The organism is Nonomuraea sp. NPDC052116, from assembly GCF_040680035.1.
Lineage (GTDB): Bacteria > Actinomycetota > Actinomycetes > Streptosporangiales > Streptosporangiaceae > Nonomuraea > Nonomuraea angiospora_A.
The window spans coordinates 52,872-74,706 of the sequence record NZ_JBFAWA010000054.1; the positions used below are offsets into that span (position 1 = coordinate 52,872).

25 protein-coding genes and 1 tRNA gene are annotated in these 21,835 nt (G+C 71.3%); 11 read left to right on the forward strand and 15 right to left on the reverse strand.

Annotated elements, in window-relative coordinates:
• Positions 1-44 precede the first annotated feature (44 nt).
• Entirely contained in the window at positions 45-497 is a 453-nt protein-coding gene (locus AB0L65_RS57670; RefSeq protein ID WP_364265265.1) for a hypothetical protein, read from the forward strand.
• On the opposite strand, the gene AB0L65_RS57675 is transcribed toward AB0L65_RS57670, so the two are convergent.
• The 8 genes from AB0L65_RS57675 to AB0L65_RS57710 form a co-directional block, all read right to left on the reverse strand.
• The gene (locus AB0L65_RS57675) at positions 494-901 is read right to left on the reverse strand and encodes a hypothetical protein (RefSeq protein ID WP_364265267.1); all 408 of its coding nucleotides are present in this window, start codon (positions 899-901) and stop codon (positions 494-496) included. The genes AB0L65_RS57670 and AB0L65_RS57675 overlap by 4 nt on opposite strands.
• A gap of 83 nt (positions 902-984) precedes the next feature.
• Positions 985-1,383, reverse strand: a complete 399-nt coding sequence (locus AB0L65_RS57680) for a hypothetical protein (RefSeq protein WP_364265269.1) — start codon at positions 1,381-1,383, stop codon at positions 985-987.
• A 77-nt stretch (positions 1,384-1,460) separates the two neighbouring features.
• Positions 1,461-3,257 carry a Na+/H+ antiporter NhaA gene (gene nhaA / locus AB0L65_RS57685; RefSeq protein WP_364265271.1) on the reverse strand — a complete coding sequence of 599 codons (1,797 nt, stop codon included), beginning with the start codon at positions 3,255-3,257 and terminating at the stop codon, positions 1,461-1,463.
• Between the two features lie 40 nt (positions 3,258-3,297).
• A complete protein-coding gene (locus AB0L65_RS57690) occupies positions 3,298-3,981 on the reverse strand; it encodes a GAP family protein (RefSeq protein WP_364265273.1) in 684 nt (227 codons plus the stop codon).
• A 121-nt stretch (positions 3,982-4,102) separates the two neighbouring features.
• The gene (locus AB0L65_RS57695) at positions 4,103-5,473 is read right to left on the reverse strand and encodes a Dyp-type peroxidase (RefSeq protein ID WP_364265275.1); all 1,371 of its coding nucleotides are present in this window, start codon (positions 5,471-5,473) and stop codon (positions 4,103-4,105) included.
• A 152-nt stretch (positions 5,474-5,625) separates the two neighbouring features.
• Positions 5,626-6,630, reverse strand: a complete 1,005-nt coding sequence (locus AB0L65_RS57700) for a lytic polysaccharide monooxygenase (protein ID WP_364265277.1) — start codon at positions 6,628-6,630, stop codon at positions 5,626-5,628.
• Positions 6,631-6,671: 41 nt separating this feature from the next.
• Positions 6,672-7,970: a HAMP domain-containing sensor histidine kinase gene (locus AB0L65_RS57705; RefSeq protein ID WP_364265279.1), complete on the reverse strand. Its 1,299-nt coding sequence runs from the start codon at positions 7,968-7,970 to the stop codon at positions 6,672-6,674.
• A 50-nt stretch (positions 7,971-8,020) separates the two neighbouring features.
• Positions 8,021-8,698 (reverse strand): response regulator transcription factor, encoded by a 678-nt coding sequence (locus AB0L65_RS57710; RefSeq protein WP_363966498.1) that lies wholly within the window; start codon positions 8,696-8,698, stop codon positions 8,021-8,023.
• Positions 8,699-8,737: 39 nt separating this feature from the next.
• On the opposite strand from AB0L65_RS57710, the gene AB0L65_RS57715 reads away from it, so the two are divergent.
• Together AB0L65_RS57715 and AB0L65_RS57720 are read left to right on the forward strand one after the other, a co-directional pair.
• Positions 8,738-9,223 carry a hypothetical protein gene (locus tag AB0L65_RS57715; protein WP_364265281.1) on the forward strand — a complete coding sequence of 162 codons (486 nt, stop codon included), beginning with the start codon at positions 8,738-8,740 and terminating at the stop codon, positions 9,221-9,223.
• 94 nt (positions 9,224-9,317) lie between these two features.
• Positions 9,318-9,752 carry a hypothetical protein gene (locus AB0L65_RS57720; RefSeq protein WP_364265283.1) on the forward strand — a complete coding sequence of 145 codons (435 nt, stop codon included), beginning with the start codon at positions 9,318-9,320 and terminating at the stop codon, positions 9,750-9,752.
• On the opposite strand, the gene AB0L65_RS57725 is transcribed toward AB0L65_RS57720, so the two are convergent.
• Both AB0L65_RS57725 and AB0L65_RS57730 read right to left on the reverse strand, forming a co-directional pair.
• Entirely contained in the window at positions 9,697-10,191 is a 495-nt protein-coding gene (locus AB0L65_RS57725) for a DUF523 domain-containing protein (RefSeq protein ID WP_364265285.1), read from the reverse strand. The genes AB0L65_RS57720 and AB0L65_RS57725 overlap by 56 nt on opposite strands.
• Positions 10,161-11,516: a DHA2 family efflux MFS transporter permease subunit gene (locus tag AB0L65_RS57730; RefSeq protein WP_364265287.1), complete on the reverse strand. Its 1,356-nt coding sequence runs from the start codon at positions 11,514-11,516 to the stop codon at positions 10,161-10,163. Before AB0L65_RS57730 ends, AB0L65_RS57725 begins: the two co-directional genes overlap by 31 nt.
• 43 nt (positions 11,517-11,559) lie before the next feature.
• Between AB0L65_RS57730 and AB0L65_RS57735 the strand changes: the two genes are divergently transcribed.
• The 5 genes from AB0L65_RS57735 (at position 11,560) to AB0L65_RS57755 (ending at position 15,251) form a co-directional block, all read left to right on the forward strand.
• On the forward strand, positions 11,560-12,249 hold the full coding sequence (locus AB0L65_RS57735; RefSeq protein ID WP_350740635.1) for a TetR/AcrR family transcriptional regulator C-terminal domain-containing protein: 690 nt from the start codon (positions 11,560-11,562) through the stop codon (positions 12,247-12,249).
• A gap of 66 nt (positions 12,250-12,315) precedes the next feature.
• Entirely contained in the window at positions 12,316-12,678 is a 363-nt protein-coding gene (locus tag AB0L65_RS57740; RefSeq protein ID WP_350740632.1) for a hypothetical protein, read from the forward strand.
• Complete coding sequence (locus tag AB0L65_RS57745) at positions 12,675-13,055, forward strand: hypothetical protein (protein WP_364265289.1); 381 nt, start codon at positions 12,675-12,677, stop codon at positions 13,053-13,055. Before AB0L65_RS57740 ends, AB0L65_RS57745 begins: the two co-directional genes overlap by 4 nt.
• Before the next feature lie 139 nt (positions 13,056-13,194).
• On the forward strand, positions 13,195-14,424 hold the full coding sequence (locus AB0L65_RS57750) for an MFS transporter (protein WP_364265291.1): 1,230 nt from the start codon (positions 13,195-13,197) through the stop codon (positions 14,422-14,424).
• Entirely contained in the window at positions 14,421-15,251 is an 831-nt protein-coding gene (locus AB0L65_RS57755; protein WP_364265293.1) for a metal-dependent hydrolase, read from the forward strand. Before AB0L65_RS57750 ends, AB0L65_RS57755 begins: the two co-directional genes overlap by 4 nt.
• Positions 15,252-15,378: 127 nt before the next feature.
• Here AB0L65_RS57755 and sigJ read toward each other — a convergent pair whose 3' ends face one another.
• Positions 15,379-16,269 carry an RNA polymerase sigma factor SigJ gene (gene sigJ, locus AB0L65_RS57760; protein WP_364265295.1) on the reverse strand — a complete coding sequence of 297 codons (891 nt, stop codon included), beginning with the start codon at positions 16,267-16,269 and terminating at the stop codon, positions 15,379-15,381.
• Between the two features lie 75 nt (positions 16,270-16,344).
• Between sigJ and AB0L65_RS57765 the strand changes: the two genes are divergently transcribed.
• Positions 16,345-16,417, forward strand: a tRNA-Ala gene (locus tag AB0L65_RS57765).
• A 183-nt stretch (positions 16,418-16,600) separates the two neighbouring features.
• Here AB0L65_RS57765 and AB0L65_RS57770 read toward each other — a convergent pair.
• Positions 16,601-16,780: a hypothetical protein gene (locus tag AB0L65_RS57770; RefSeq protein WP_350740609.1), complete on the reverse strand. Its 180-nt coding sequence runs from the start codon at positions 16,778-16,780 to the stop codon at positions 16,601-16,603.
• 163 nt (positions 16,781-16,943) lie between these two features.
• On the opposite strand from AB0L65_RS57770, the gene AB0L65_RS57775 reads away from it, so the two are divergent.
• Positions 16,944-18,683, forward strand: a complete 1,740-nt coding sequence (locus tag AB0L65_RS57775; protein WP_364265297.1) for a BTAD domain-containing putative transcriptional regulator — start codon at positions 16,944-16,946, stop codon at positions 18,681-18,683.
• On the opposite strand, the gene AB0L65_RS57780 is transcribed toward AB0L65_RS57775, so the two are convergent.
• Genes AB0L65_RS57780 through AB0L65_RS57790 form a run of 3 tightly spaced genes read right to left on the reverse strand, consistent with a single transcriptional unit; the run spans position 18,667 to position 21,469 of the window.
• Complete coding sequence (locus tag AB0L65_RS57780; RefSeq protein ID WP_364265298.1) at positions 18,667-19,089, reverse strand: S26 family signal peptidase; 423 nt, start codon at positions 19,087-19,089, stop codon at positions 18,667-18,669. The genes AB0L65_RS57775 and AB0L65_RS57780 overlap by 17 nt on opposite strands.
• Positions 19,086-20,915 (reverse strand): ABC transporter ATP-binding protein, encoded by a 1,830-nt coding sequence (locus AB0L65_RS57785; protein WP_364265300.1) that lies wholly within the window; start codon positions 20,913-20,915, stop codon positions 19,086-19,088. Before AB0L65_RS57785 ends, AB0L65_RS57780 begins: the two co-directional genes overlap by 4 nt.
• Positions 20,916-20,917: 2 nt before the next feature.
• The gene (locus tag AB0L65_RS57790) at positions 20,918-21,469 is read right to left on the reverse strand and encodes a TlpA disulfide reductase family protein (RefSeq protein WP_364265302.1); all 552 of its coding nucleotides are present in this window, start codon (positions 21,467-21,469) and stop codon (positions 20,918-20,920) included.
• Positions 21,470-21,617: 148 nt separating this feature from the next.
• Here AB0L65_RS57790 and AB0L65_RS57795 point away from each other — a divergent pair, with 148 nt between their 5' ends.
• Complete coding sequence (locus AB0L65_RS57795; protein ID WP_364265304.1) at positions 21,618-21,800, forward strand: hypothetical protein; 183 nt, start codon at positions 21,618-21,620, stop codon at positions 21,798-21,800.
• Positions 21,801-21,835: the final 35 nt, after the last annotated feature.

Here is a 21,835-nt window from a genome sequence, read left to right on the forward strand (position 1 = left end):
TCACTGACACTACCTGTCAGTGACCACCGCCTACCGTCGCCCGCATGAACGATTTCGCCTTTCTCGCCGGCCACTGGAACGTCGACAACCGCCGGCTCGTGAAGGCGCTCGCCGGCAGCGACGAATGGGACGAGTTCCCCGGCCGTTCGGTCGCCAGCCGGCACTTCGACGGGGCGGCCAGCTTCGACGAGATCACGTTCCCAACCAAGGGGTCCAGCGGGCTGACCGTCCGCGTGTACAACCCCGAGTCGCGGCAGTGGGCCATCTACTGGGCCAGCAGCACGAGGGGCACGCTCGACAGCTCGCCTATGGTGGGCGAGTTCGGGGGGGACCGGGGCGAGTTCTACGGGGAGGAGGCGTATGAGGGCAGGCAGGTGCGGTGCCGGTTCATCTGGACGGTGCTCGGCCCGGACGCGGCCCGCTGGGAGCAGGCGTACTCGGCGGACGACGGGCTGACCTGGGAGACGAACTGGACGATGGACTTCAGCCGGGCCTAGGCGCCGGAGCGGGCCCACAGGACCGCCGCCACCGCGACGGCCGCGATCAGCAGCACCAGCGACCCGGCCACGATCGCCCACCACCAGGCCGATTGAGGCGGCTTGGCCTCGTAGTGGGACACGTCGGGCAGCATGTCCGGCGTGTAGGGGAGCCGCTGCGTGGAGGGCGGATCCTGCGGCCGTCCGGGCCGGGGCACGCGCACGGTCGGCGGGGCCGGGGGTGGCGGCACGCGCACGGTCGGAGGGCCCTGCGGGGGCGGGTGTCCGTGCCGCGGCGGCGGGACCTGTCCGGGAGGTCCCTGCCGGGTGGGCTGCGTCGGGTTGGGCTGGGTCGGGAAGGGCCGGCTGTGCCTGATCGTCTGGTGGGGATCCTGGCCCTGCGGGTCAGGTTGCTCTCGAGTCATGATCTCCTCAGGAGCCGCTGCGGAGAGTGGGGGCGTGCCCTCCTATTGTCACACTTCGCAGGGGGACCCGTCCCGCGGGTTCGTCAGCCCTGGCCCTGGCCGTAGGGCGGCTGCGGCGGGTTCTGCCAGCCGGGCTGCTGCTGCTGGTACGGCTGCTGCTGGTAGGGGGGCTGCTGCGGCCAGCCGGGGCCCTGCGGAGGCTGAGCGGGCTGGCTCGGCTTGCGCCGGGCCACCACGGCCCAGATCAGCAGGGCGGTACCGCCCGCGTCGAAGAGCAGGGAGACCAGGCTGGTGACGGTCACGGTCGTCTGAATGTCCGTCGACGAGGTCAGCTGCGGGAACAGCACGTACGAGCGGAAGATGTTGAACAGCAGTCCCAGCAGAAGCAGGATGCAGCCCGCCATGCCGATCATCGCGGCCGAGCCGTGCTCGCGCCGGGCCATCGCGGTCATGACGACGCCGAGGAGCAACAGGATGCCCATCACGCCAAAGGTGAGGATACCGGCGATCGTTGATATCACAGGGAACTCCGTTCGAGGCCAAGCCGGACGCGACGACGCTACGGGGATTCGCGCAGATCGTCCAATGCTCTGCTGATCGACCCCTCGTCCAGGCGGCCCTGGTAGCGCACGCCGTTCAGGAAGAGCGTGGGGGTGCCGCGCACGCCGCTGTCGCGGCCGGACTCCTCGTGCAGGGCGATCCGCGCGGCGTGGCCCGGCACGTCGGACCAGGGGTCGATGCCCAGCTCGGCGGCGTAGTGCTCGAGGTCGGCGTCGGTGAGGAAGCGCTGGTTGTCGTAGAGGATGTCGTGCATCTCCCAGAACCTGCCCTGGTCGGCCGCGGCCTCGGAGACGATGGCGGCCGACGTGGCCCGGGGGTGCAGCGTGCGGATCGGGTAATGCCGGAAAACCATCCGTACATCAGGATTTTTCCGGAGGATCTCCTCCAGGACCGGGTGCAGTCGCCCGCAGTACGGGCACTCGAAGTCCCCGTACTCGACGATCGTGATCTTGGCGTCCTCGGGCCCGCGCACGTGGTCCGCCGGCCCGACCGGCACGGTGAGCCGGTCGGGCAGCTCCTCGGGCGGCTCGGCCTCGGGCGGCGCGCACACCCCGCCCCGATCCCACGCCAACCGGAAGATCACCCACCCCAGCAGGGCGGACAGCAGCGACCCGGCCAGGATGCCGATCTTCGCCTGGGCGTGGACGGGTGACCCGTCGAAGGCCAGGTCCACGATGAACAGCGCCACCGTGAACCCGATCCCGGACACGGCCGCCCCGCCCAGCAGTTGCCCCCACACCAGGTTGCCGGGCAGGATCCCCCAGCCGAACCGCAGCGGGAGCCACGTGCCGAGGGAGATCCCGACGAACTTCCCGACCACCAGCCCCAGCGCCACCCCGATGGAGACGGGCGAGGTGAGGGCGGCCCGCAGGGTCTCGCCGTCGAGCCGCACCCCGGCGTTGGCCAGGGCGAAGATCGGCACGATCACGTAGCTGCTCCACGGGTGCAGGCGCAGTTGCAGCCGCTCGTTGACGGAGACGGCCCGCTGGACCCGCCGCGTGGCCTCCCTGGCGGCCCGCGCGCTCGGCTCGCTGGTGAACTCCTGCACGGCCTCACCGGCCAGCAGGAGCTTCTGGTCCGTGGGCGCGTAGACGAAGACCAGCAGGCCCAGCGCGATGCCGACCAGCGTCGGGTGGATCCCGCTCTCAAGGGTGGCCACCCAGAGCGCGAACCCCAGCACGACGTAGGCGGGTGCCCGCCAGATCCTCAGCCACCGCAGGGTCACGATGGCCGCGAGGAGCAGGACGGCGGTGATGAGCGCGGGGATGGAGAGGCTGGCGGTGTAGAAGATCGCGATGATCATGATCGCCAGCACGTCGTCCACGATGGCCAGCGTCAGCAGGAACGCCCGCAGCGGATCCGGGCACCGGGCCCCCACGACGGCGAGCACGCCCAGCACGAACGCCGTGTCGGTGGCGATGGGCACGCCCCACCCGCCCGCGCCCGGCCCGCCGAAGTTGAGCAGGAGGTAGACGCCGGCCGGCACCAGCATCCCGCCCAGGGCCGCGACGGCGGGCACGGCGATGAGCCGCCGGTCCCTGAGCTGCCCGAGCCGCACCTCGTACGAGACCTCGAGGCCGATGAGGAAGAAGAAGACGGTCATCAGCCCGTCGTTGACCCAGTGCCGCAGGTCCAGCGAGAAGTCGGCGTCCCCGAAGGAGATGCCCATGGGGGTGTGCCAGAACGCCTCGTAGGTGTCACCCCATGGCGAATTGGCCCAGAGCAGGGCAAGCACCGTGGCCACCAGCAGCACGGTCGTGCTGCCTGCCTCGGTCCGCAGGAACGCCCGCAACATCACAGATCTCCCCCCGAAGATCCAGCGGAGGCATCCGATCCTACGGGTTCTGGAAGAACAGATAAAACGCCGCATCCCGGGCAAGCAAGAAACCGATGATGGCAACGCCCCAGCTCAGGGCCGACGCCGCGTGCTTGCTCATCCAGGTCCGCAGCCACTCCAGCTTCGGCTCCAGCCAGGCTCCCGCCACGGCGCGCAGCCCCATGAGCGCCAGCGGCGGCAGGATCATGACGAGCACGTACGCGCCCAGCACCGGCACCCACTGCCCGACGGTCAGCCCCGCCGTGGTCATGATGCCGATCGCGGCGAGGTAGGGCACCATCGTCGCCACCTCCAGCACCCCGGCGGTCAGCCCCAGCAGCACCATCACGCGCGGACCGCCCACCCGGGGCTCGAAGCGGCGCTCGGGCTTGCCCCGCTTCGCGCGCCGCTTGGGGTCGAGCCTGAAGCTCAGCGCGAACAGCCCCACGCCCAGCACGAGCTGCACCCAGTACGCGGGACCGCTGCGCAGCACGTCGCCGAAGCGGTCCATCACCGTGGACAGCCCCAGCATGAGCGCGACCCCCACCAGGAAGTAGAAGACCGTGATGGTGGCCAGATAGATCAACAACCCGCGCGACCGTTTCGAGGCCAGCAGCAGGTAGACGGGAATGCCGAGGGTGCCGAAGCTGGTGCTGTCGACGAGGGCCAGGGCGGCGAGGGCGAGCAGCAGTCCGATGGTCATGCTCTCGATCGTGCTGGTTCGCGAGCGCCGACTCCTCCTCCGGCGGGGTGAACCGGGCGTACATACTTCTTCGTATCGCGCCGGAGGCGGCCGGGCCGCGGACGGGCCCGGCCTCTCCCGGTTACAGGTTCCGCAGGTACGCCAGCGACGGCGCGAAGAAGTACTCGCCGCCCTTCATCGTGACCGTCTGGGCCACCTGGGCCTGCGGCGCCGACAGCTCCGGCTTGCCCCAGACCTTCGGGAACGCGACCTTGATGTCCCGATCGCCCTGCCCGATCACCGGGTCGTGCCCGGTGGCCGGGTTCTCGAAGTCCGGGTTGTCGGCCCACGACTGCTGCGTGAACTCGAACTGGCTCAGCAGGCTGCCGTTGAACGCCATGAACAGCAGCCCGACCTCGCCGCTCGGCCGGGTCTCCGGCGGCGAGTCGTCCCACGGCTCGTCGGTCCGCTCCCCGTACGTCTGGCCGCGCCGCGCCATGAGCACCTCACGCCCGAACGAGCGCGGGTTCGTCTTCCTGATGTGCCCGCTGAACGGGCACTTGCTGCCGTCGTCGCCGTCGAAGGTGAAGTCGTTGCTCACCGGCCCGCCGCCCGCCTCGGGCTTGCTGGTCAGGGGCGTGCCGTCCCTGAACCGGCCGACGATCATGGCGCCCGCCCGGTCGCGGTCGGCGCCGACCAGGCCCAGGCCGTCGGCCAGCTCCTGCTCGATCGTCTTGAACGCCCGTACGTTCTGCTCCAGCTTCCGGAACACCAGGTAGCTGCCGTGGTGGCGGACGGGGTTCGGCGCGAAGGGGTCGGGCACGAGCACGTTGCTCAGCGGGAACGCCGGGTTCCAGTGCTTCTTCGGCTCCTTGTCCACCTCGTCCTTCACGAACAGCGGCTGGCTGCGGCCGTCCACGTACCCGAAGTGCTCGATGCCGTCGCCGGCGGGGTTGCGCATGCCCTGCCCGGTCTCCTCGCCGAGCAGCCGCGCGCTCTCCGGCAACTCGCCGAGGATCTCCTCGCGCAGCGCCGCCACCGGCTCGGGCTCAGCGTCGCCGATCAGGATGACGGCGTGGATCTCCCGCTGGTACGTGCGCTCCCACGTCTCCACGGGCGGGTCGGCGACCTCGGCGACGCGCCGCTTCATGCCGTCGCGGAACACCCGGTCCTCGAACTTGCGCACGTCCTCGACCGAGTGGCCGAGGTCCCGGTAGCCGGCCTTGCTGATGCCGATGCCCACGTACGGCGTGCCGCGGCTGCCTTTCGCGTTGAAGTCGTGCACCTCCTGCAGGTGCCGGCGGGCCGACTTCATCTTGGTGGTCGCTACGTGCCGGAGGAACGCCTTTCCCTCCGCCGCGTCGTTGAACCGGACGAACAGCACGGACAGGTGCTCGCGCACGTGGGCGCGCAGGATGTTCGGCTGGAGATTGTCGAGCATCGCCTTGGTGTCCGCGTCGAGCGCGGCCGAGTCCCAGGCCAGAGGTTGTGCGTTGTTCAGGTCGACAGGCATTGCCGAGTCCCTTCCCCGTTTCGATGTGAAATCGGGCCCCCTAACGCGCGGCACGGGGAACGCCACATCCCCCGTGTTCCAACGCGCCCCACCTGTACGACTCCTGGGAACGCGAGAAGGTTTCCGGGAAAACGGTCGGGTTGCTTTCCCGATCAGCCGACGGTGAGAGCGGTACGCGCCACGCCGCCGTTCTCGCAGCGCACCGTCACCCCGAACCGGCCCGCCTTGACCGCCTTCAGGGCCGACGACCAGGTGGCCGTGGGTGCGGTGGGGCGGTTCCGGACGGTGGCGAAGGCGTTCGAGGTCACGTCACGCACCGTCGATCCGCCGCAGACCGCCGTCACCCTCACCTGCCGGCCGACCTTGGCCGCGGCGGGGGCGACGCCGACCCCCGCGTTGACGGCCGGCACGTCCCCGGACGGCTGCGTGGGGGCGGTCGTGGCCGTGGGAGTGGCCGTGGGGGTGGGCTTGGGGGTCGCGGTGGGGGTGCCGGTGGGGGTGGGGGCCGGGGCGGGGTTGGCCTGCCCGAAGACCACGTCCGAGCAGGAGTAGAACGCCTCGGGGCTGTCGCTGCGCTGCCAGATCGCGTAGATCAGGTGCCGTCCCTGCCGGGCGGGCAGCTTGGCGTTCATCGTGTAGAAGCCGTCCGTCACCACCGGGTTCTGCACGGTCTGGAACGGCTTGGCCTCCAGGTCCGACCACTTCAGCGGCTTGGCCGGGTCGTAGCCGTCCTTGGTGATGTAGAGCTCGAACGATCCCTTGTGCGGCGCGGTCGCCCGATACCTGAACGTGTGGGACGCCCCGCTCGCCAGGGTCGTCGCGGGCCAGTCCGCCCGCGCCTGGTCGAACCCGCGGTATTTGTCCCGCCCCGCGCTGCACAGCTTCCCGTCCGGGATGATCTGGCGGTGCCGGCCCGCTGCGTCGGCGATGTTGACCTCGTTCCAGTCGTAGAGCGGCTGGGTGCCGCCGATGGCCACGGCCTGCTTGCAGGCGGCCGACTTCGGGTTCTCCGGGCCCTCGCTGTAGCAGACCATGGTGCGGCTGGGCGGGTTGCTCATGGTGCCGTGCGCGGAGGCCGTGCCGGGGGCGACGGCGAGCACGAGCAGCGTGGGGGCGGCCAGGGTGGTGGCGACGAGCGCCTTGCGGGTGATCTGCATATAGATCACCTTGATGCACCCGAAAGAGCGAAACTTCGGGCTTAAGTGTCCTTTAAGGCTGCCTTAGCTGCTATTTCAGTACGCAGCCACACCTGCACCTGGGCCCCGCCCATCGACGACCGGTCCAGCCGCAGCCGGCCCCCCGTCGACTCGGCGAGCCGGCGCGCGATGTCCAGCCCGAGCCCGGTGGACCCGCTGCCGCTGCTGCCCCGCTCCATCGCCGAGTCCGGGTCCGCGATGCCGGGCCCCGCGTCGGCGATCAGGATGCCGACGGTGTCCTGGCCCTCGTGCAGGGTGACGCCGAACGCCGTGCCCTCCGCCGTGTGCCTGAACACGTTCCCGAGCAGCGCGTCCACCACCGCCGTCAGCTCACCGGCCGGTACGGGCACCCGTACCGGAAGCGTGGCCCCGACCAGCTCCCACGGGCGCCGCTGGTCCTCCGCCAGCGCCGACCAGAACGTCAGCCGCTCGCGCAGCACCTCGGCCGCGTCGCACGACCTGGCCGCCCGCGACGGCCGCCGGGCCGCCGCGATGATCGTGTCCACCTCGCCCTCCAGCCTGGCCAGCGCCTGCCTGCCGGGCTCCGCCCGCGGGCCGAGCTGGTCCAGGCTGAGCTTGAGCGCGGTGAGCGGGGTGCGGAGCCGATGGGAGAGGTCGGCGGCCAGCTCCCGCTCGGCGGCCACGAGCTGGGTGACGCGGTTCGCCATGGCGTTGAACGCGGTCGCCGCCGCCTTGAGCTCGGGCGGCCCGTCGGGGTAGACGCGTTCGCTCAGGTCACCGGCTCCCAGCGCGGTCGCGGCGGTGCCGAGCCGGCGCGCCGAGCGTACGACCCGCGCCCCGAGCCGGTCGCCGACCAGCACCGAGCCGAGCACCAGCGCCACGGCCACCCCGGTCAGCACCGCCCATGACGTGAAGACGCCCCGGTTGAGGTCGGCGGCCGGGACGAACACCTCGATCACCGCGCCCCGGTCCTCGTCCAGCGCGACCGGGCGCAGCAGCACGTATCCGCCGTCCAGCTCGACGGTGCTCGCCCTGGTCTCGCGGGCGGCCCTGGCCACCTCGGCGGCGGGCGCGCGGGAGGTGCCCTGCGTCGCGCCGCCCTTGACGTGGACGGCCAGCAGGCCGCGCCGCCCTGCCTCGGTGCGGGCCATGGCGTGCCCGAGGTCGTCGCTCCTGGTCGTCAGCGCCAGCACCGGGACCAGCGCGGACGCCTGCCGCTCGGCGCCCGCCAGCGCCCTGGTCTGCGCGGTCTCCTTGACGATCAGCGCGAGCGGCACGAGGAAGGCCAGCGCGACCATCGAGGTGACCGCGACCATCAGCACCGCCAGGGTGCGCCTCATCGGCATGCTCTCATCGGGGGGCTCTCACCGGGCGCGCTCACCGGGCGCTCTCATCGGGGTGCCGACAACATCACGCCGACGCCCCGGACGGTGTGCAGGTAGCGCGGCTGGGAGGCGCTCTCGCCGAGCTTGCGCCGCAACCACGACAGGTGCACGTCGATCGTCTGGTCGTCACCGTACGACTGCCGCCAGACCTCGGCCAGCAGCTCCTGGCGGGTGACGACGCGGTCGGCCCGGGCGGCGAGGTAGGCGAGCAGGTCGAACTCGCGCCTGGTCAGCGAGAGCGGACCGCCGTCGAGCGCGGCCTCGCGCCGGCCCACGTCCACCTCCAGGCCGCCCACGCGGAACAGCTGGGGCGCGGGCGCGGACCTGGCCCTGCGCAGCACGGCGTCCAGCCGGGCGCTGAGATGGTCACCGGAGAACGGTTTGACCAGGTAGTCGTCCGCGCCCGCCCGTAACAGCCGGACGATCTCGGCCTCCTCGTCGCGGGCCGTGGCCACGATGACCGGCACGTCGGAGACGCCGCGGACCATGCGCAGCGCCTCGGACCCGTCCAGGTCGGGCAGGCCGAGATCGAGGACGACGGCGTCCGGCGGGCGCTGCGAGATCTCTCTGAGCGCGTCGAGCGCGCACCCGGCGCTGCGGACGGCGTGCCCGCGCCGGCCGAGCTCGTGGATGATCGCTGATCTGACGAATTCATCGTCTTCCACTACGAGAACCGTCGCCATGCGCCCAACCGTACCGACGAACCGTACATAATTCGTCTCATGCGTCGAGCCCTTCGATACGCGGCGATCTGGTGCGGGGCGACCGCGGTGGCCGTGTCGGTCTCGTGGTTCGGCGTACGGGGTGTGCTGCGGGACGAGTTCGTGGACGACGTGGACGTGGAGCCGTTCGTCGCCCAGACGATCGCGGCCGACGAAGCCCCGCTGACCCTCACCAGCCCCAGCCCTACCGCCAGCCCCAGCCCGAGTCGTGCACCGAGAAAGCCGGTCAAGAGCCCGGTCGAGAGCCCGGCGAAGAGTCCCGCGCCGAGGAAGCCGCTGAAGGTGGTGAAGGTGAAGGGCGGCGAGGTGGCGTTCACGCTCGGCCCGGAGGGCTGCCGCCTGGTGTCGGCCACCCCGGTCAGCGGCTACACCGCCAAGGTCGCCCGCGCCACCGGCTGGATCAGGGTGGACCTGGTCAAGGGCGAGCACGGCACGGGGGTGTTCTGCATCAGCCACGAGCAGCGCACCGACACCTGGGAGTACTGACGAGCGGCAGCCGCCGGGCTACGGCGGGCGTGGTATCCGGACCGCCTCCCAGGGGACGATTCGCCGGCCCGCCCCGGGTGCGAGGGTGGATCACATGGACGCACTTCGCAGGGCCCTGGGCTGGCTGTCGCTGCTGTACGCGCTGATCTTCCTCGCGTTCGGGCTGCTGCACGCCGGGATCGCGTTCGGCCCGGTACGCGAGCCCGTGATCGTGCCGGCCGCGATCGTGGAGACGCTGTGCGCCGGGGCCACGTTCGCCGGCGCGTACGGCGTGCTGGCCAAGCGCGCGTGGGCGTGGGACGGGCTCATCTACGGCCACGCGGCCGCGCTCGGCGGGGTGCTGATGGGGATCCTGTCGCTCGCGCTCGGCGCGGGCCCGGCGAGCACGCTGCTGAGCTGGTATCACAGCGTGATCGCGGTCCTGCTCGCCACCGGGCTGGCGGGCTCCTTCTACGCGTCCAGAGTGCGCGGGGCTACGGCTCCAGAGTCCGCAGATAGTCGGCGGCCTCGTCGACCTGGTCCTCGGTGAACACCCGGATGCCGTGCTGCTCCAGCAGCGCCGTAGTGACGCCCTGGCCGGGACCGCGCCGGCCGCTGAACGTACCGTCATAGATCGACAGCGCCCCGCACGACGGGCTGCCCTCCTTCAGCACCGCCAGCCGGATGCCGTACGAGCGCGCCACGGCCAGCGCCGACCGCGCGCCCGCCAGGAACTCGGCCGTCACGTCGGACCCGTCGCTCGCCAGCACGCGGGCGGCCCCGGACAGGACGGCCGCCCCACCCGCGCCGCCCTCGATCTCGGCGGCGGGACGCGGGATCGGCAGCCCGCCCGCCACCTCCGGGCAGTGCGGCACCAGCCGTCCCTCCCCGCGCCACGCGGCGAGCCGGGCGTCCGAGCTGGTCTTGGCGCGACCGTCGTAGCGGACCCGGCGGCCCATCAGGCAGGCGCTGACGAGGATCCTCTCCATGCCTTCGATCCTATGAGCGCGATCGGCACCAGCGAGACGGCCGCCAGCGCGATCGCGACGCCGAACGCGTACGTGAAGGGCCGCTCCACGCCCGTCCTGGTGAACACCTGCAACAGCACGGCCAGCACCGCCACCCCGAACGGGGAGGCGAGCCGCACCGCGATCGTGCTCAGCGTGGTCGCGGCCGGGATGGCGACCGGCTCCAGCGTCTTGAACGCGGCCGCCATCACCGACGTCGACACCAGCCCGTGCCCGAGCCCCAGGACGAACATCGGCACGAGACCCCCGAACGCCGCGAATCCCGCGATGCCCGCCACCGCCACGACCACGCCCGCCGCGCCGACGCCGCGCGGCCCCTTGCTGTCGGTCAGCCTGCCCGCGACCGGCATCGTGATCGCCGCGCCGATCCCCATCGGGGCCAGCAGCAGGCCCGCCTCCAGCGCGCTCCCGCCCTGCGCGAGCTGGCTGTAGAGGGGCACGAGCACCGTGAAGCCGAACATGGCGGCCGAGTAGCACACGAGCGCGCCCACCGCGGCGGCGAACTGCCTGTTCCCGAATAACCGCAGATCCAGCAGCGTGCCCGTCGTCCGCAGCGCCCGCACGGCGAACGCGGCGACCAGCGCCACGCCGATCCACAGCGCGGGGTGGAGCGGGGAGGCCCCGTCGCCGATCTCGGACAGCCCGTAGACCAGCGCGGCCAGGCCGGGCGAGAGCACCGCGAGGCCCAGCACGTCGAGCCCCTGCGGGTTCACGCCCGGCTCGCGGGGGAGCAGCAGGAACGCCGCCAGCAGCGCCACCGCGCAGAACGGCACGTTGATCAGGAACAGCCACCGCCAGCCGAGACCCTCCACGATCACCCCGCCCAGCGGCGGCCCGAGCACCGGCACCAGCATGGCCGGGAGCGAGATCATGGCCATCGCGCGGCCCAACCGCTCCTGGCCGGCCGCCCTGGCCAGCATCATCTGGCCGACCGGCAGGAGCAGGCCCCCGCCCAGCCCCTGCACCGCGCGGAAGGCGACCAGGCTCCCGACCGACCAGGCGGCGGCGGTGAGCGCGGAACCCGCGACGAACAGCGCGAGCGAGACCAGCCAGACGTTCCTGGCGCCGAACCTGCCCACGGCCCAGCCGGTGACCGGGACCGTCATCGACAGGGCCAGCAGGTAGCCGGTGACCGCCCACTGCATGGTGGCGAGCGTGGTGTGGAAGTCGCGGGCCAGGGTGCCGAGCGCGACGTTGACGATCGTGGTGTCGAGCATCGTCATGACGACGCCCAGGAGGACGACCAGGCCCGTTGTCCAGAGCGAACTTCGTACGCTGTATCGCATGTCGTACACCGTAGCACTTTCGTACAGTGTCTAGGATCTGGGCGTGAGCTCGATCTGGTCCCGCCCCACGCCGCCCCGCCGCCCGGTCCTGACCCGGGAGGCGATCGTGGCCGCCGCCATCGCCGTCGCCGACGCCGAAGGGCTGGCCGCGGTCTCGATCCGGCGGGTGGCCGCCGAGCTGGAGGCGCGGGCGATGACGCTGTACTCGTACATCGAGCGCAAGGAGGACCTGCTCGCGCTGATGCTCGACGAGGTCAGCGCCGAGGTGCTCGTCGAGGAGCCGCTGCCGTCCTCCTGGCGCGAGGCGCTGCTGCTGATGGCGCGGCGGGAGCGCGAGCTGGTGCTGCGGCATCCGTGGCGGGTGGAGCTGATCTCGCAGCGGGTGGCCGTGGGGCCCAACGCGCTGCGGCACGTGGAGCAGAAGCTGGCCGCCTTCGACGGGCTGGGGCTCGACCGGCTGACCCGGTGGCGGTTCCTGGCGGTGTTCAACGACTACATGACCGGGTTCGTGGTGCGGGAGGCGCAGGAGCGCGGGGCGCCCCGGTCGGAGGGGATCAACGAGGCGGAGCGGACGGCCGTGGCGGAGCCGTACATCAAGGAGCTGGTCGAGAGCGGGGAGTTCCCGCGGCTCGCGCCGATGATCGAGCAGGGGGTACGCGGGGCGGACGACAACTTCGAACGCGGCCTCAACTGGGTCCTCGACGGCATCGAACGCGCCATCCCGCAGCGGTAGCGCTGCCTTCGCTTCCGGCCGCCGCGAAATGGGGACCGGGACACCCTGGGGATAGCCTTAGCCCCGATGAACACCGTCATCTCCACGATCGTCATCGTCGTCTCGCTGCTGCTCATGCTGGCGAGCCTGATCGTCGCCGTCCGCAACCGGCCGATGGGCATGGTGCTGCTGGTCGGGTTCGCCGTGCTCGAGGTGGCCGTGCTGGTGCAGGCGGGCTTCGTGATCGCGGCGGTGGCCGGGGGGCAGGGGCCCGCCGAGAAGGTCACGCTCTTCGGCTACGTCGGGGGTCAGGTGGTGATCCCGCCCGCCGGGGTGTTCCTGGCGCTGGCGGAGCGGAGCAGGTGGGGGTCGGCGATCCTGGTCGTGGCCGGGTTCGCGATCGCGGTGATGACGGGGCGGATGCTGCAGATCTGGGCGGGGGGCGCGTGACCGCCTCCATCAGCACCGGGCCCGGACGTGCCCTGATCGCGGTCTACGGGCTGTTCTCGCTGGCCGCCGGGGCTCGCGCGGCGGTGCAGATCGTCTCCAAGTTCGACCAGGCGCCGCTGGCGTACTCGCTGTCGGCCCTCGCGGCCGCCGTCTACATCGCCCTCACCGTCGCGCTCTGGCGCGGCGCGCGGCTCCTCGCGCTGGTGGGGCTGGGGATCGAGCTCGTCGGGGTGCTGGTCATCGGCACGCTCAGCCTCCTCGACGCGGCCGCCTTCCCCGACGCGACGGTGTGGTCGGCGTACGGGAAGGGGTACGGGTTCATCCCGCTCGTGCTCCCGGTGGTGGGCCTCTACTGGGTGCTCCGCCACAAACGCTGACCCCCGTTCGAGCCGTGCGTGCGCCGTCCGTTGGGTCGTCGTGCTGCCCGCAACCGACACAGCCAGGAATAAATGCATATTTCGGTCCTGTTAAGATGGCGATTCGTCCTATGACTTGATGAGTGGAGGACCGCCCCCGATGAGCGTGCTGACCCAAGAGGCACGAGGCCGTACCACCGGACCCCTCGCCTGGCTCCTCGTCCTGGGGATCGTCCTCGCCGCCCTCAACCTCCGCACCGCCGTCACCAGCGTCGGCCCCCTCCTCGACCAGCTGACCGGCGCGCTGGGCATGTCGAGCGTCGGCACCGGCCTGCTCACCACCCTCCCCGTCCTCGCCTTCGCCAGCGTGGGTGCGATCACACCCACCCTGGCCAGGCGCGTCGGCGAGCACCGCCTGCTCCTGCTGGCCCTCGTCACGCTGGGCGTCGGCATGCTGGTCAGGTCGCTCGTCGGCTCCGCCCCCGTGTTCCTGCTGAGCAGCGCCGTGGCGCTCTCCGGTGGCGCGGTCGGCAACGTGCTCATCCCCACGCTGATCAAGCGCCACTTCCCGGCCCGCACCGGGATCATGACCACCGTCTACACCACGGCCCTGGCGGTCGGCACCATGCTGGCCGCCGCCGCGACCGTGCCGATCGAGCGCGCGTCGGGTGACTGGCACATCGCGCTCGGCGTGTGGGCGGCCCTGGCCGCCGTCGCCGCCATTCCGTGGCTTGCGCTCCTGCGCAGTGAGCCGGAGCGGGACGCGGGCAGCCGGGACGCGGGCCTCCGCCGTCTCCTCGGCAGCAAGCTGGCGTGGATGATCGCGATCTACTTCGGCACCCAGTCGATGATCGCGTACATGATGTTCGGCTGGCTCGCCACCATGCTCACCGACAGCGGTTTCAGCACGTCGGAGGCCGGGGTGATCCTCGGCGTGTTCACCGCGCTGAACATCCCGGTCTCGATCGTCGTCCCCATGGTCGCCTCCCGCTTTCGCGACCAGCGTCCCGCCGTGGTCGGGCTCGTCGCGTTCTACGCGGCCGGGTTCCTGGGGCTGTGGGCCGGGCCGGCCGACCTGGCGCTGCTCTGGGTGACGCTGGTAGCGGTGGGCATGGGGTCGTTCCCGCTGGCGCTGATGATGCTGGCCCTGCGCACCCGTACGGCGGAGGCCACGGCCGCGCTGTCGGCGTTCGGGCAGAGCGCGGGATATCTCATCGCCGGCGCCGGTCCGCTGCTGGTCGGCGTGCTGCGCGACGTGACCGGCGGGTGGACGCTGCCGTACATGCTGATCTTCGTGGTGCTCGTCGTGCAGCTGTTCACCGGCCTGTACGCGGGCCGCAACCGCTACCTGGAGGACGAGCAGGCGGTCCCTGCGAGAATGACCGGATGAAGTCCACCATCGTCACCTTTCCCGACGGCCGGACCAGCGGCCGTTCCGAGATCGTCGGGGCCGTGCCGGTGGGGGACCGGCACGGTCTCGTCGTCGCCGAGACGCCGTTCCACCCCCTTGACCACACCTGGCCCGACCAGCCCGCAGACCGGGGCACGATCGGAGGCCTGCCGGTCATCGACTGCGTGACAGGGGCCCAGTCGAGCACCGGCGAGGTCTTCGTCGGCGACGCCATCCCGGTAAGGCGCGGCACGGAGGGCTGGGAATGGCTGGTCGTCCACGTCACCGAGACGCCGCTGCCCGTCGGGGCGGAGGCCGAGCTCGAGGTGGACGCCGGATTCCGGGCGGCGCTCTCGGCGGGTCACACCGCCTGCCACCTGGCCGCGCTCGCCGTGAACGCGGCCCTGGCCGGCCACTGGCGCAAGGAAGTCACGTCCGACGCGCTCGGGCACCCCGACTTCGACCAGGCGGCGATCGCCTCGTCGCGGATCGAGCCGTACGGCAGCGTGGACGTCTACCGTCTGGGCAAGTCGTTGCGCAAGAAGGGGTTCTCCGCCGAGGGCCTGGACTTCGGGAAGGTCGCCCGGCACGCGAACGAGCAGCTCGCCGCGTGGGTGGCCGCCGACGCGCCGGTCCGGCTGGACATTCCGGGGCCGGGGCTGACCGCCCGCCGCACGTGGCACTGCTCGCTGCCGGAGGGCGAGGCGTCCATCCCGTGCGGCGGCACCCATGTGGGGAGCACGGCCGAGCTGGGACGGGTCGAGGTCGCGTTCTCGCTGGAAGAGGCCGCCCTGACCATGCGCACCACCTGCGGCGCCCCGAGCTAGCCGGTCAGCGGCTCGCCAGGAAGGCGAGCACCCCCTCGCAGGCGGCCGCCGATCCCAGAGTGGACCTTGCCGCGCTGATCCGCGAGGCCCGCGTCCCCACCCGGCGCACGGCCTGATCACACCGGCCTCAGACGGGCTCCAGGTGCGCGATCTTCTCGGGATTCGCGATGAGGTAGATCGTGTCGATCTTGCCGTCCGAGATCAGCAGCGAGGCGACCGTGATCACCCGTCCACCCGCGGAGATGACCATCGCGGGGGCGTTGTTCATGAACGCCAGCCCGATGGACAGGTCGGAGATCCCCGCCATGCCGATCGAGGCCATGAAGGCCGCGATGTTGGCGGGGGTGTTGATCGACAGCAGCCAGCGGCTGACGTTGTCGGCGCCGGTGATGACCCGCAGCGCGGCCCTGGCCTTGCCGCCGCCGTCGCTGACCATCGTGACCTCACTCGCGAACAGCTCGATCAGCCCGTCGAGGTCGCCCTCGGCGGAGGCGCTGATGAACCGCTCGGTGATCCGCCGCCGCTCCTGCCTGTCCACGTCGAACCGGGGCCGCCTGTCCCGCACGTGGTCCCGCGCCCGCCGCGCGAGCTGCCTGGTCGCCGGCTCGGCCCGCCCGATGATCTCCGCGATCTCGGAGAACGGCAGGTCGAACGCCTCCCGCAGCACGAACACGGCCCGTTCGAGCGGCGACAGCGTCTCCAGCACCAGGAGCAGCGCCAGCTCCACCGACTCGGCCAGCTCGGCGTGCTCGGCGACGTCGGGCGCCGTGCTGATCGGCTCGGGCAGCCACGGCCCCACGTACGACTCCCGCCGCGACTTCGCCCACCGCAGCCGATCGATGGCCAGCCGCGAGGTCACCCTCACCAGGTACGCCTTGGGCTCGTCAACGGTCGTCTCGTCCACCCCCGACCAGCGCAACCACGCCTCCTGCACGACGTCCTCGGCGTCGGCGGCACTGCCCAGGATCCGGTACGCGACCCCGGTCAGCAGGCTTCGGTGGTCTTCAAAGGTCGGCATGAAACCATAGACGTATCACAGGGCTCTCGGTGTGACACAGGGGCTCCCGATCTCCGATACACTTGGTGATCGCAAGGGGCTATAGCGCAGTTGGTAGCGCGCCTCCATGGCATGGAGGAGGTCTGGGGTTCGAATCCCCATAGCTCCACTCTCATCAGACCGCCTCTGACCTGCCGAAACGGCTCAAGGTCGGGGGCGGTTCCGCGTCTGGGGACAAGCGATGCCTGGGCAACGTCCACCTTCGGGGCCGAACGCCCGCGGCGGCAGGTCGCCTGCCTCGCGGATCCGCGGGCGCCCGGCTACGCGACCTGTCCGTGGTCCAGGGCTACGGCTAGGCGCCGCACATCTGGCAGGAGCAGCGAAGGCAACTCGTGTGGCCGTCGTCGTACCGGTAGATGCACATGCAGGAGTCGCAGCACCCGATCCACGTCGCGGGCAGGGCGTGGGCCTCCTTCCTGGGGACCAGCAGTCCCAGCATCGCGTCACTGACCTTGCCGAACAATCTGTTCATGGTGTACCTCCAGGTACGACGCGGATGTGTTCGGATTCGACCGTAGGGGTGCTGCCGATAGGGCTGATACACGAATGTGTATGCGTGCCCCGCGGGAAATGTCCGCTCAATGTCCGGTGGCTGACCTTGTTGCGGGCCTTTTCTTTTCCGAGGATTCGAGGTGATGACCCCTGGTTCAATGGAATTCACGGTGCTGGGCGGGCTGGCGATACGGGCGAATGGGCGGTTGCTCAGGCCGGGAGCCCCGAAACAACGCACACTCACGTCCCTTCTGCTGGTGCGGGCCAACTCGCTTGCCCCGCTTCACGAGATCACCGAGGAATTGTGGGGATCGGCTCCCCCCAAATCCGCCACCGCCAATCTCCGCACTTATGCGGCGCGGCTTCGGGCCGCGTTTCCGGCGGCGGAGCGAGATCGCCTGGTCGTCCGTCCGCTCGGCTATCAACTGCGGGTCGAGGCGGCCGAACTCGACCTGAAGGCGTTCGAGGAAAAGGCGGCGTCCGGTCGCGCGGCGCTTGAGAAGGGACGCGCCGAGGAAGCCCTGCGGCAATGCGAAACGGCGCTCGCCCTGTGGCGCGGGCGGCTGCTGGAGGACGTCCCCCACGGGCCGGTCATCGCCGCCCGCGAGGTCGCGATCGACGAGCAGCGCCGAGCGGTCCAGGAGGACCGCTGCGAAGCACTGCTGCTGCTCGGCCGGCCGGCACCCGCCATCTGGCCTCTCCGTTCGCTCGTCACGGAGCTGCCGCTGCGGGAGCGGGCGTGGGCGCTGCTGATGCGCGCTCTGTACGCCGACCACGACGTCGCCGGGGCACTCGACGCGTACGAGCAGGCCCGCATCGCGATCACCGGGTCCCTGGGCATCGATCCGGGCGAGGAGCTGCGGCGCCTCCACCAGGCGATCCTGCGCCGGGACCTGCGCCCGCCCCGCGCGGTCGCCTCGGCCTGCCCGCCGTGCCGGCTACCGCGGAAGCCGGTCATCGTCGGTCGCGAGCCGGAACTCTCCTTTCTCACCCAGCGGCTCGGCGCCGCCGGCGGTGTGGTCGTGGTGCACGGCCCAGCGGGAGCCGGCAAGTCCTCGTTGGCCCTGCACGCCGCCCATCTGGTCGCGGACCGCTATCCGGACGGCCAGCTGTACGTGGATCTGCGACCGCGCCGCCGGCCGGTGAGCGACGCCGATGCCGCCCTCGCGCGATACCGGTCGCTCCTGGCGGAAGGCCGCATGCTCGTGGTGCTGGACAACGCGCCCGAGGTCGCGCACGTCCGCCCGTTCCTCACGGCCGCCCGGCTCTGCACGTTCCTCGTCACGAGCTGTCCGATGCTCACGACGCTGGACGCGGCGCCGCACCTTCGGCTGGACAGGCTGGGACGGCAGGAAGCGATGGCGTTCCTCGCGCACCATGTCGGTCAGGAAAGGTTGCGGGAAGATCCCGGCGCCGCCGCCGAGGTGGTACGGCTGTGCGACCGGCTGCCGCTCGCCCTGCGCATCGTCGCCGCCCGGCTGGTCGCGCATCCCGGCTGGTCCGTCCGCGAGGTGCTGGAGCGGCTGGCCGACGACCGGCACCGGCTCGACGAGCTCCAGGCCGGTGACCTGTCGATGCGGGCCAGCATGTACGCGCAGGTCGAGCACCTCATGGCAAGTGAGCACCCGATGGATCGGCTCGCCATCGAGGTGTTCCGGCAGCTCGGCTCGCTTCCCGCCGCGGAGATCAGCACGGGGGAAGCCGCCCGGAGGCTCCATGCGCCTGTCAGGAGCATCAGCCGGGCACTCGATCGGCTGGTCGAGATGGAGCTGCTCGATTTCCACGCGCGTGACCGCTACCGGATGACGGAGTTGCCCCGGCTCCTGGCCCGGGACATCGCCACCGTGTCCCGAGGTGCCCTGAGGCTCATGCCCGGCGTTTGACCGTCGTCCCGAGCAGGCTCTCGCCGTCGAAGAAGCCCACCGTCCGGGAATCCAGGCTCCAGTCGGAGTTGTCGCCGAGCACGATGAACTTTCCGGCGGGTATGGGCGTGCCCGCGGGCCGGCTGACGGCGGTCGCCACCTCGGTCGGGATGGGGTCACCGGCGACCCCCGCCACCCGTTTGATCAGCAACAGCGGGATCGAACCCGTCGGGGCCCACCGCACCACGACGATGTCGCCCCGGCGCAGGCGGTCGACCCCGCCGCGTACCACCAGCACGCGTTCACCGCCGCTGTAGGTGGGCGCCATGCTCGTGCCGGTGATGGTCACGGCGACGAACCGGCGCCTGACGTACGCGAGGCCGAGCGCCACGGCGCCGCCGACGACGGCGAGAATCCAGCCGTTCACGACGGAACGCTCTGCTCGTCGGCCCGGTATCCCCGCGCCTGCCTGGTGAACAGCCGCGCGTAGGTGCCGCCCAGCGTGAGGAGCTCCTCATGGGTTCCGTACTCGGTCACCTGGCCGTCCTCCAGCACGGCTATGGCGCTGGCGTCCGTCATGGCACCGAGCCGGTGGGACACGAGCACGCTCGTGCGGCCCGCCCGATAGCGCCGCAGTCGCTGGTGGATCTCGTGTTCGGCGTCGGCGTCGAGCCCCGAGCTGGGTTCGTCGAGAATCATGAGGTCGCAGTGGTCGCGGAGCATCGCACGGGCGAGCGCGACGCGCTGCCACTGCCCGCCGGACAAATAGACTCCCGTGCTCGCGTCGGTCTTGTCGGCCTCGCTGAAGAACAGCCGCGAGAGCAGGGTCTCGTAGCCGTCGGGCAGACCGGCGAGGAGGGAATGGGCGCCCGCGTCGCGTGCGGCGGCCTCGATGCGGGGCCGGTCTTGGAGCGCGCGGACGTCACCCAGGCCGACATTCTCCGCGGCCGTCAGGTCATAGGCCATGAAGTCCTGGAACACCGCGCTGATCCTGCTCCGCAACGTCTCCGGCGGCACCTCGCGGATGTCCACGCCGTCCCAGAGGATGACGCCCCGGTCGGGGTCGTAGAACCGGCACAACAGCTTGACGATCGTGCTCTTGCCCGCGCCGTTCACGCCGACCAGTCCGAGCACGGAGCCGTACGGAATGAACAGGTTGACGCCCCGCAGCGCCCAGGGGTGCTCCGGCGAGTACCGGAACCAGACGTCGCGGAGCTCGATCCCCTGCCGCAGCCCCGCCAGCGGACGCCGGCGCGACGGCGCGGGGAGGTCGGGCCCGGCGTTCACGACGGCCCGGTAATGGTCGAACATCAGGAGCTGGAAATGAGCCCCCGCGACCTCGGTGACCAGGCGTCCGAGCGCGAGCCCCACGCCCGCCACCGCGGCCGCGAACATCGTGACGTCGCCCACGGACAGCTGCCCCGAGCCGGCTGCCCGGACGGCCCAGACGAGGCCCGCGCCGGACACCGTCGCGCTGACCAGGCCGAGGCTGCCCTGCGTGAGCATTTCGCGGCTGCCGGTGCGCCGCTCGGCCGCGTTCGCGGAAAGCCTGTCGGCGCGCATCAGGCCGCGCAGGTGACCGCCGATGCCGAACAGCCGCACCTCCTTGGCGGCGTCCACGCTCCCCAGCAGGTCGCCGAAGAAGATCTCCCGCCTCTGCAGCGGCCCGATGTGCCAGAACATCTGGGCCCGCCGCCGGGACAGCAGGAATTCGGCGATCGTCATCGGAATCGCTCCCATGAGCACCGCCACGACCATCAGGGGACTGATGACGATGAGCGAGCCCAGGAAGCCGGCGACGCTGATCGCCGCCTGGACGAGGGAGAGCACCGCGGCGACGACCCGCCCCGGGGCGACCCCGCCGGACTGTTTGGCCATGCGCAGCCTGTCCAGGAAGGCGGGATCCTCGAAGCGCCCGAGCCCGGCGAAGGAGTTGACCACCGCGTACAGGCGATCATCGGCCAGCAGCGTCACGGAGCGGCCCAGCTCCTCGGTGACATATTGGGCGGCGCGCGGCAGGACGGTGACGACGGCTCCCGCTGCCGCCAATCCGGCGCCGAGACCGGTGAGCGTCGTCGCGTCGGCGTGGCCGGTGGCGATCTGGTCCAGGATCAGCTTCGTCAACCACGAGACGGCCACGGGGACGGCGCCGCTCACGACGGTGAGGCCCACGTACACCAGCAGGGTCGCCGGCCCGGCCCGCCAGGCCAGGCCGAGGGCATGGCCGACGCCCCCCAGACGAGGCAGCCGCACCGTCAGGCCGTTGCGACGTCGTGCGGCAGCAGCGCGGCGGGGGCCGTCTCGGATCGGAGCACCTGCCCCGAGGAGTCCACCACCCCGAAGAGCGGGTACGCCGTCACGCCGAACCCCGTGGCGATCGGCCCGTCGGGCGCCTCGACCACGGCCCTCGCCACGGGGGTCAGCCGCTCTACGTACTCGGCGGCGCGGTCGCGTTTGCCGATGACGACCACCAGGGTGTTCTGCCTGCCGCCCGGCCACTTCTTCGCGGCTTCGACGAGGTGGGGCAGGCTTTCCTCGCACGGTTCGCAGCCGGGGGTCAGGAAGGCGACGAGGGTGTCGCCCGCGAGCAGCGCCCGCGCGACCGGCTCCCCGTCGGTCGTGGTGGCGGCGAAGTCCCCGACCTGGCGGCCCACCGGCAGGGAGGGCGTCTCCCCCGTGATCGGGGTGGCCCGGCCGGCGAGCAGCTCCGCGTGCTCGCGGAGCCGCCGGATCACACCGAACGTGAGCAGCAGATTGAGCACCGTCAGCACGCTGACGAACGCAAGTCTCGCGACGAGACCTGACATGGGGGTCCTCTCCCTTTCGCCGTGGCCGGGCATGGGAACCCTAGGAACCGCGGCGATAGGCCCCGCATACGCACTCGTGTATCGGCCCGATCGGCGGCCTCTCTACGGTCGACTCCGAGAACCGTCGGCGTTCCGTTTGGAGGCGGGAATGAACAGATTGTTCGGCAAGGTCAGCGACTTCATGCTCGGCCTGGTGGTACCGAGGACCGAGGCGGCGGCGTACGCTCCGCCCCCGGAGTGGATCGGGTGTTGCGACTTCCAGATCTGCAAGTTCCGGAGCGGGAGCGGCGTGATCGCGTGCGCCCAGTGCCTGGACCCGCGCTGCCGATGACCGCGTAGGCGCGAAGGCCCCACAGCGGGGGCCGG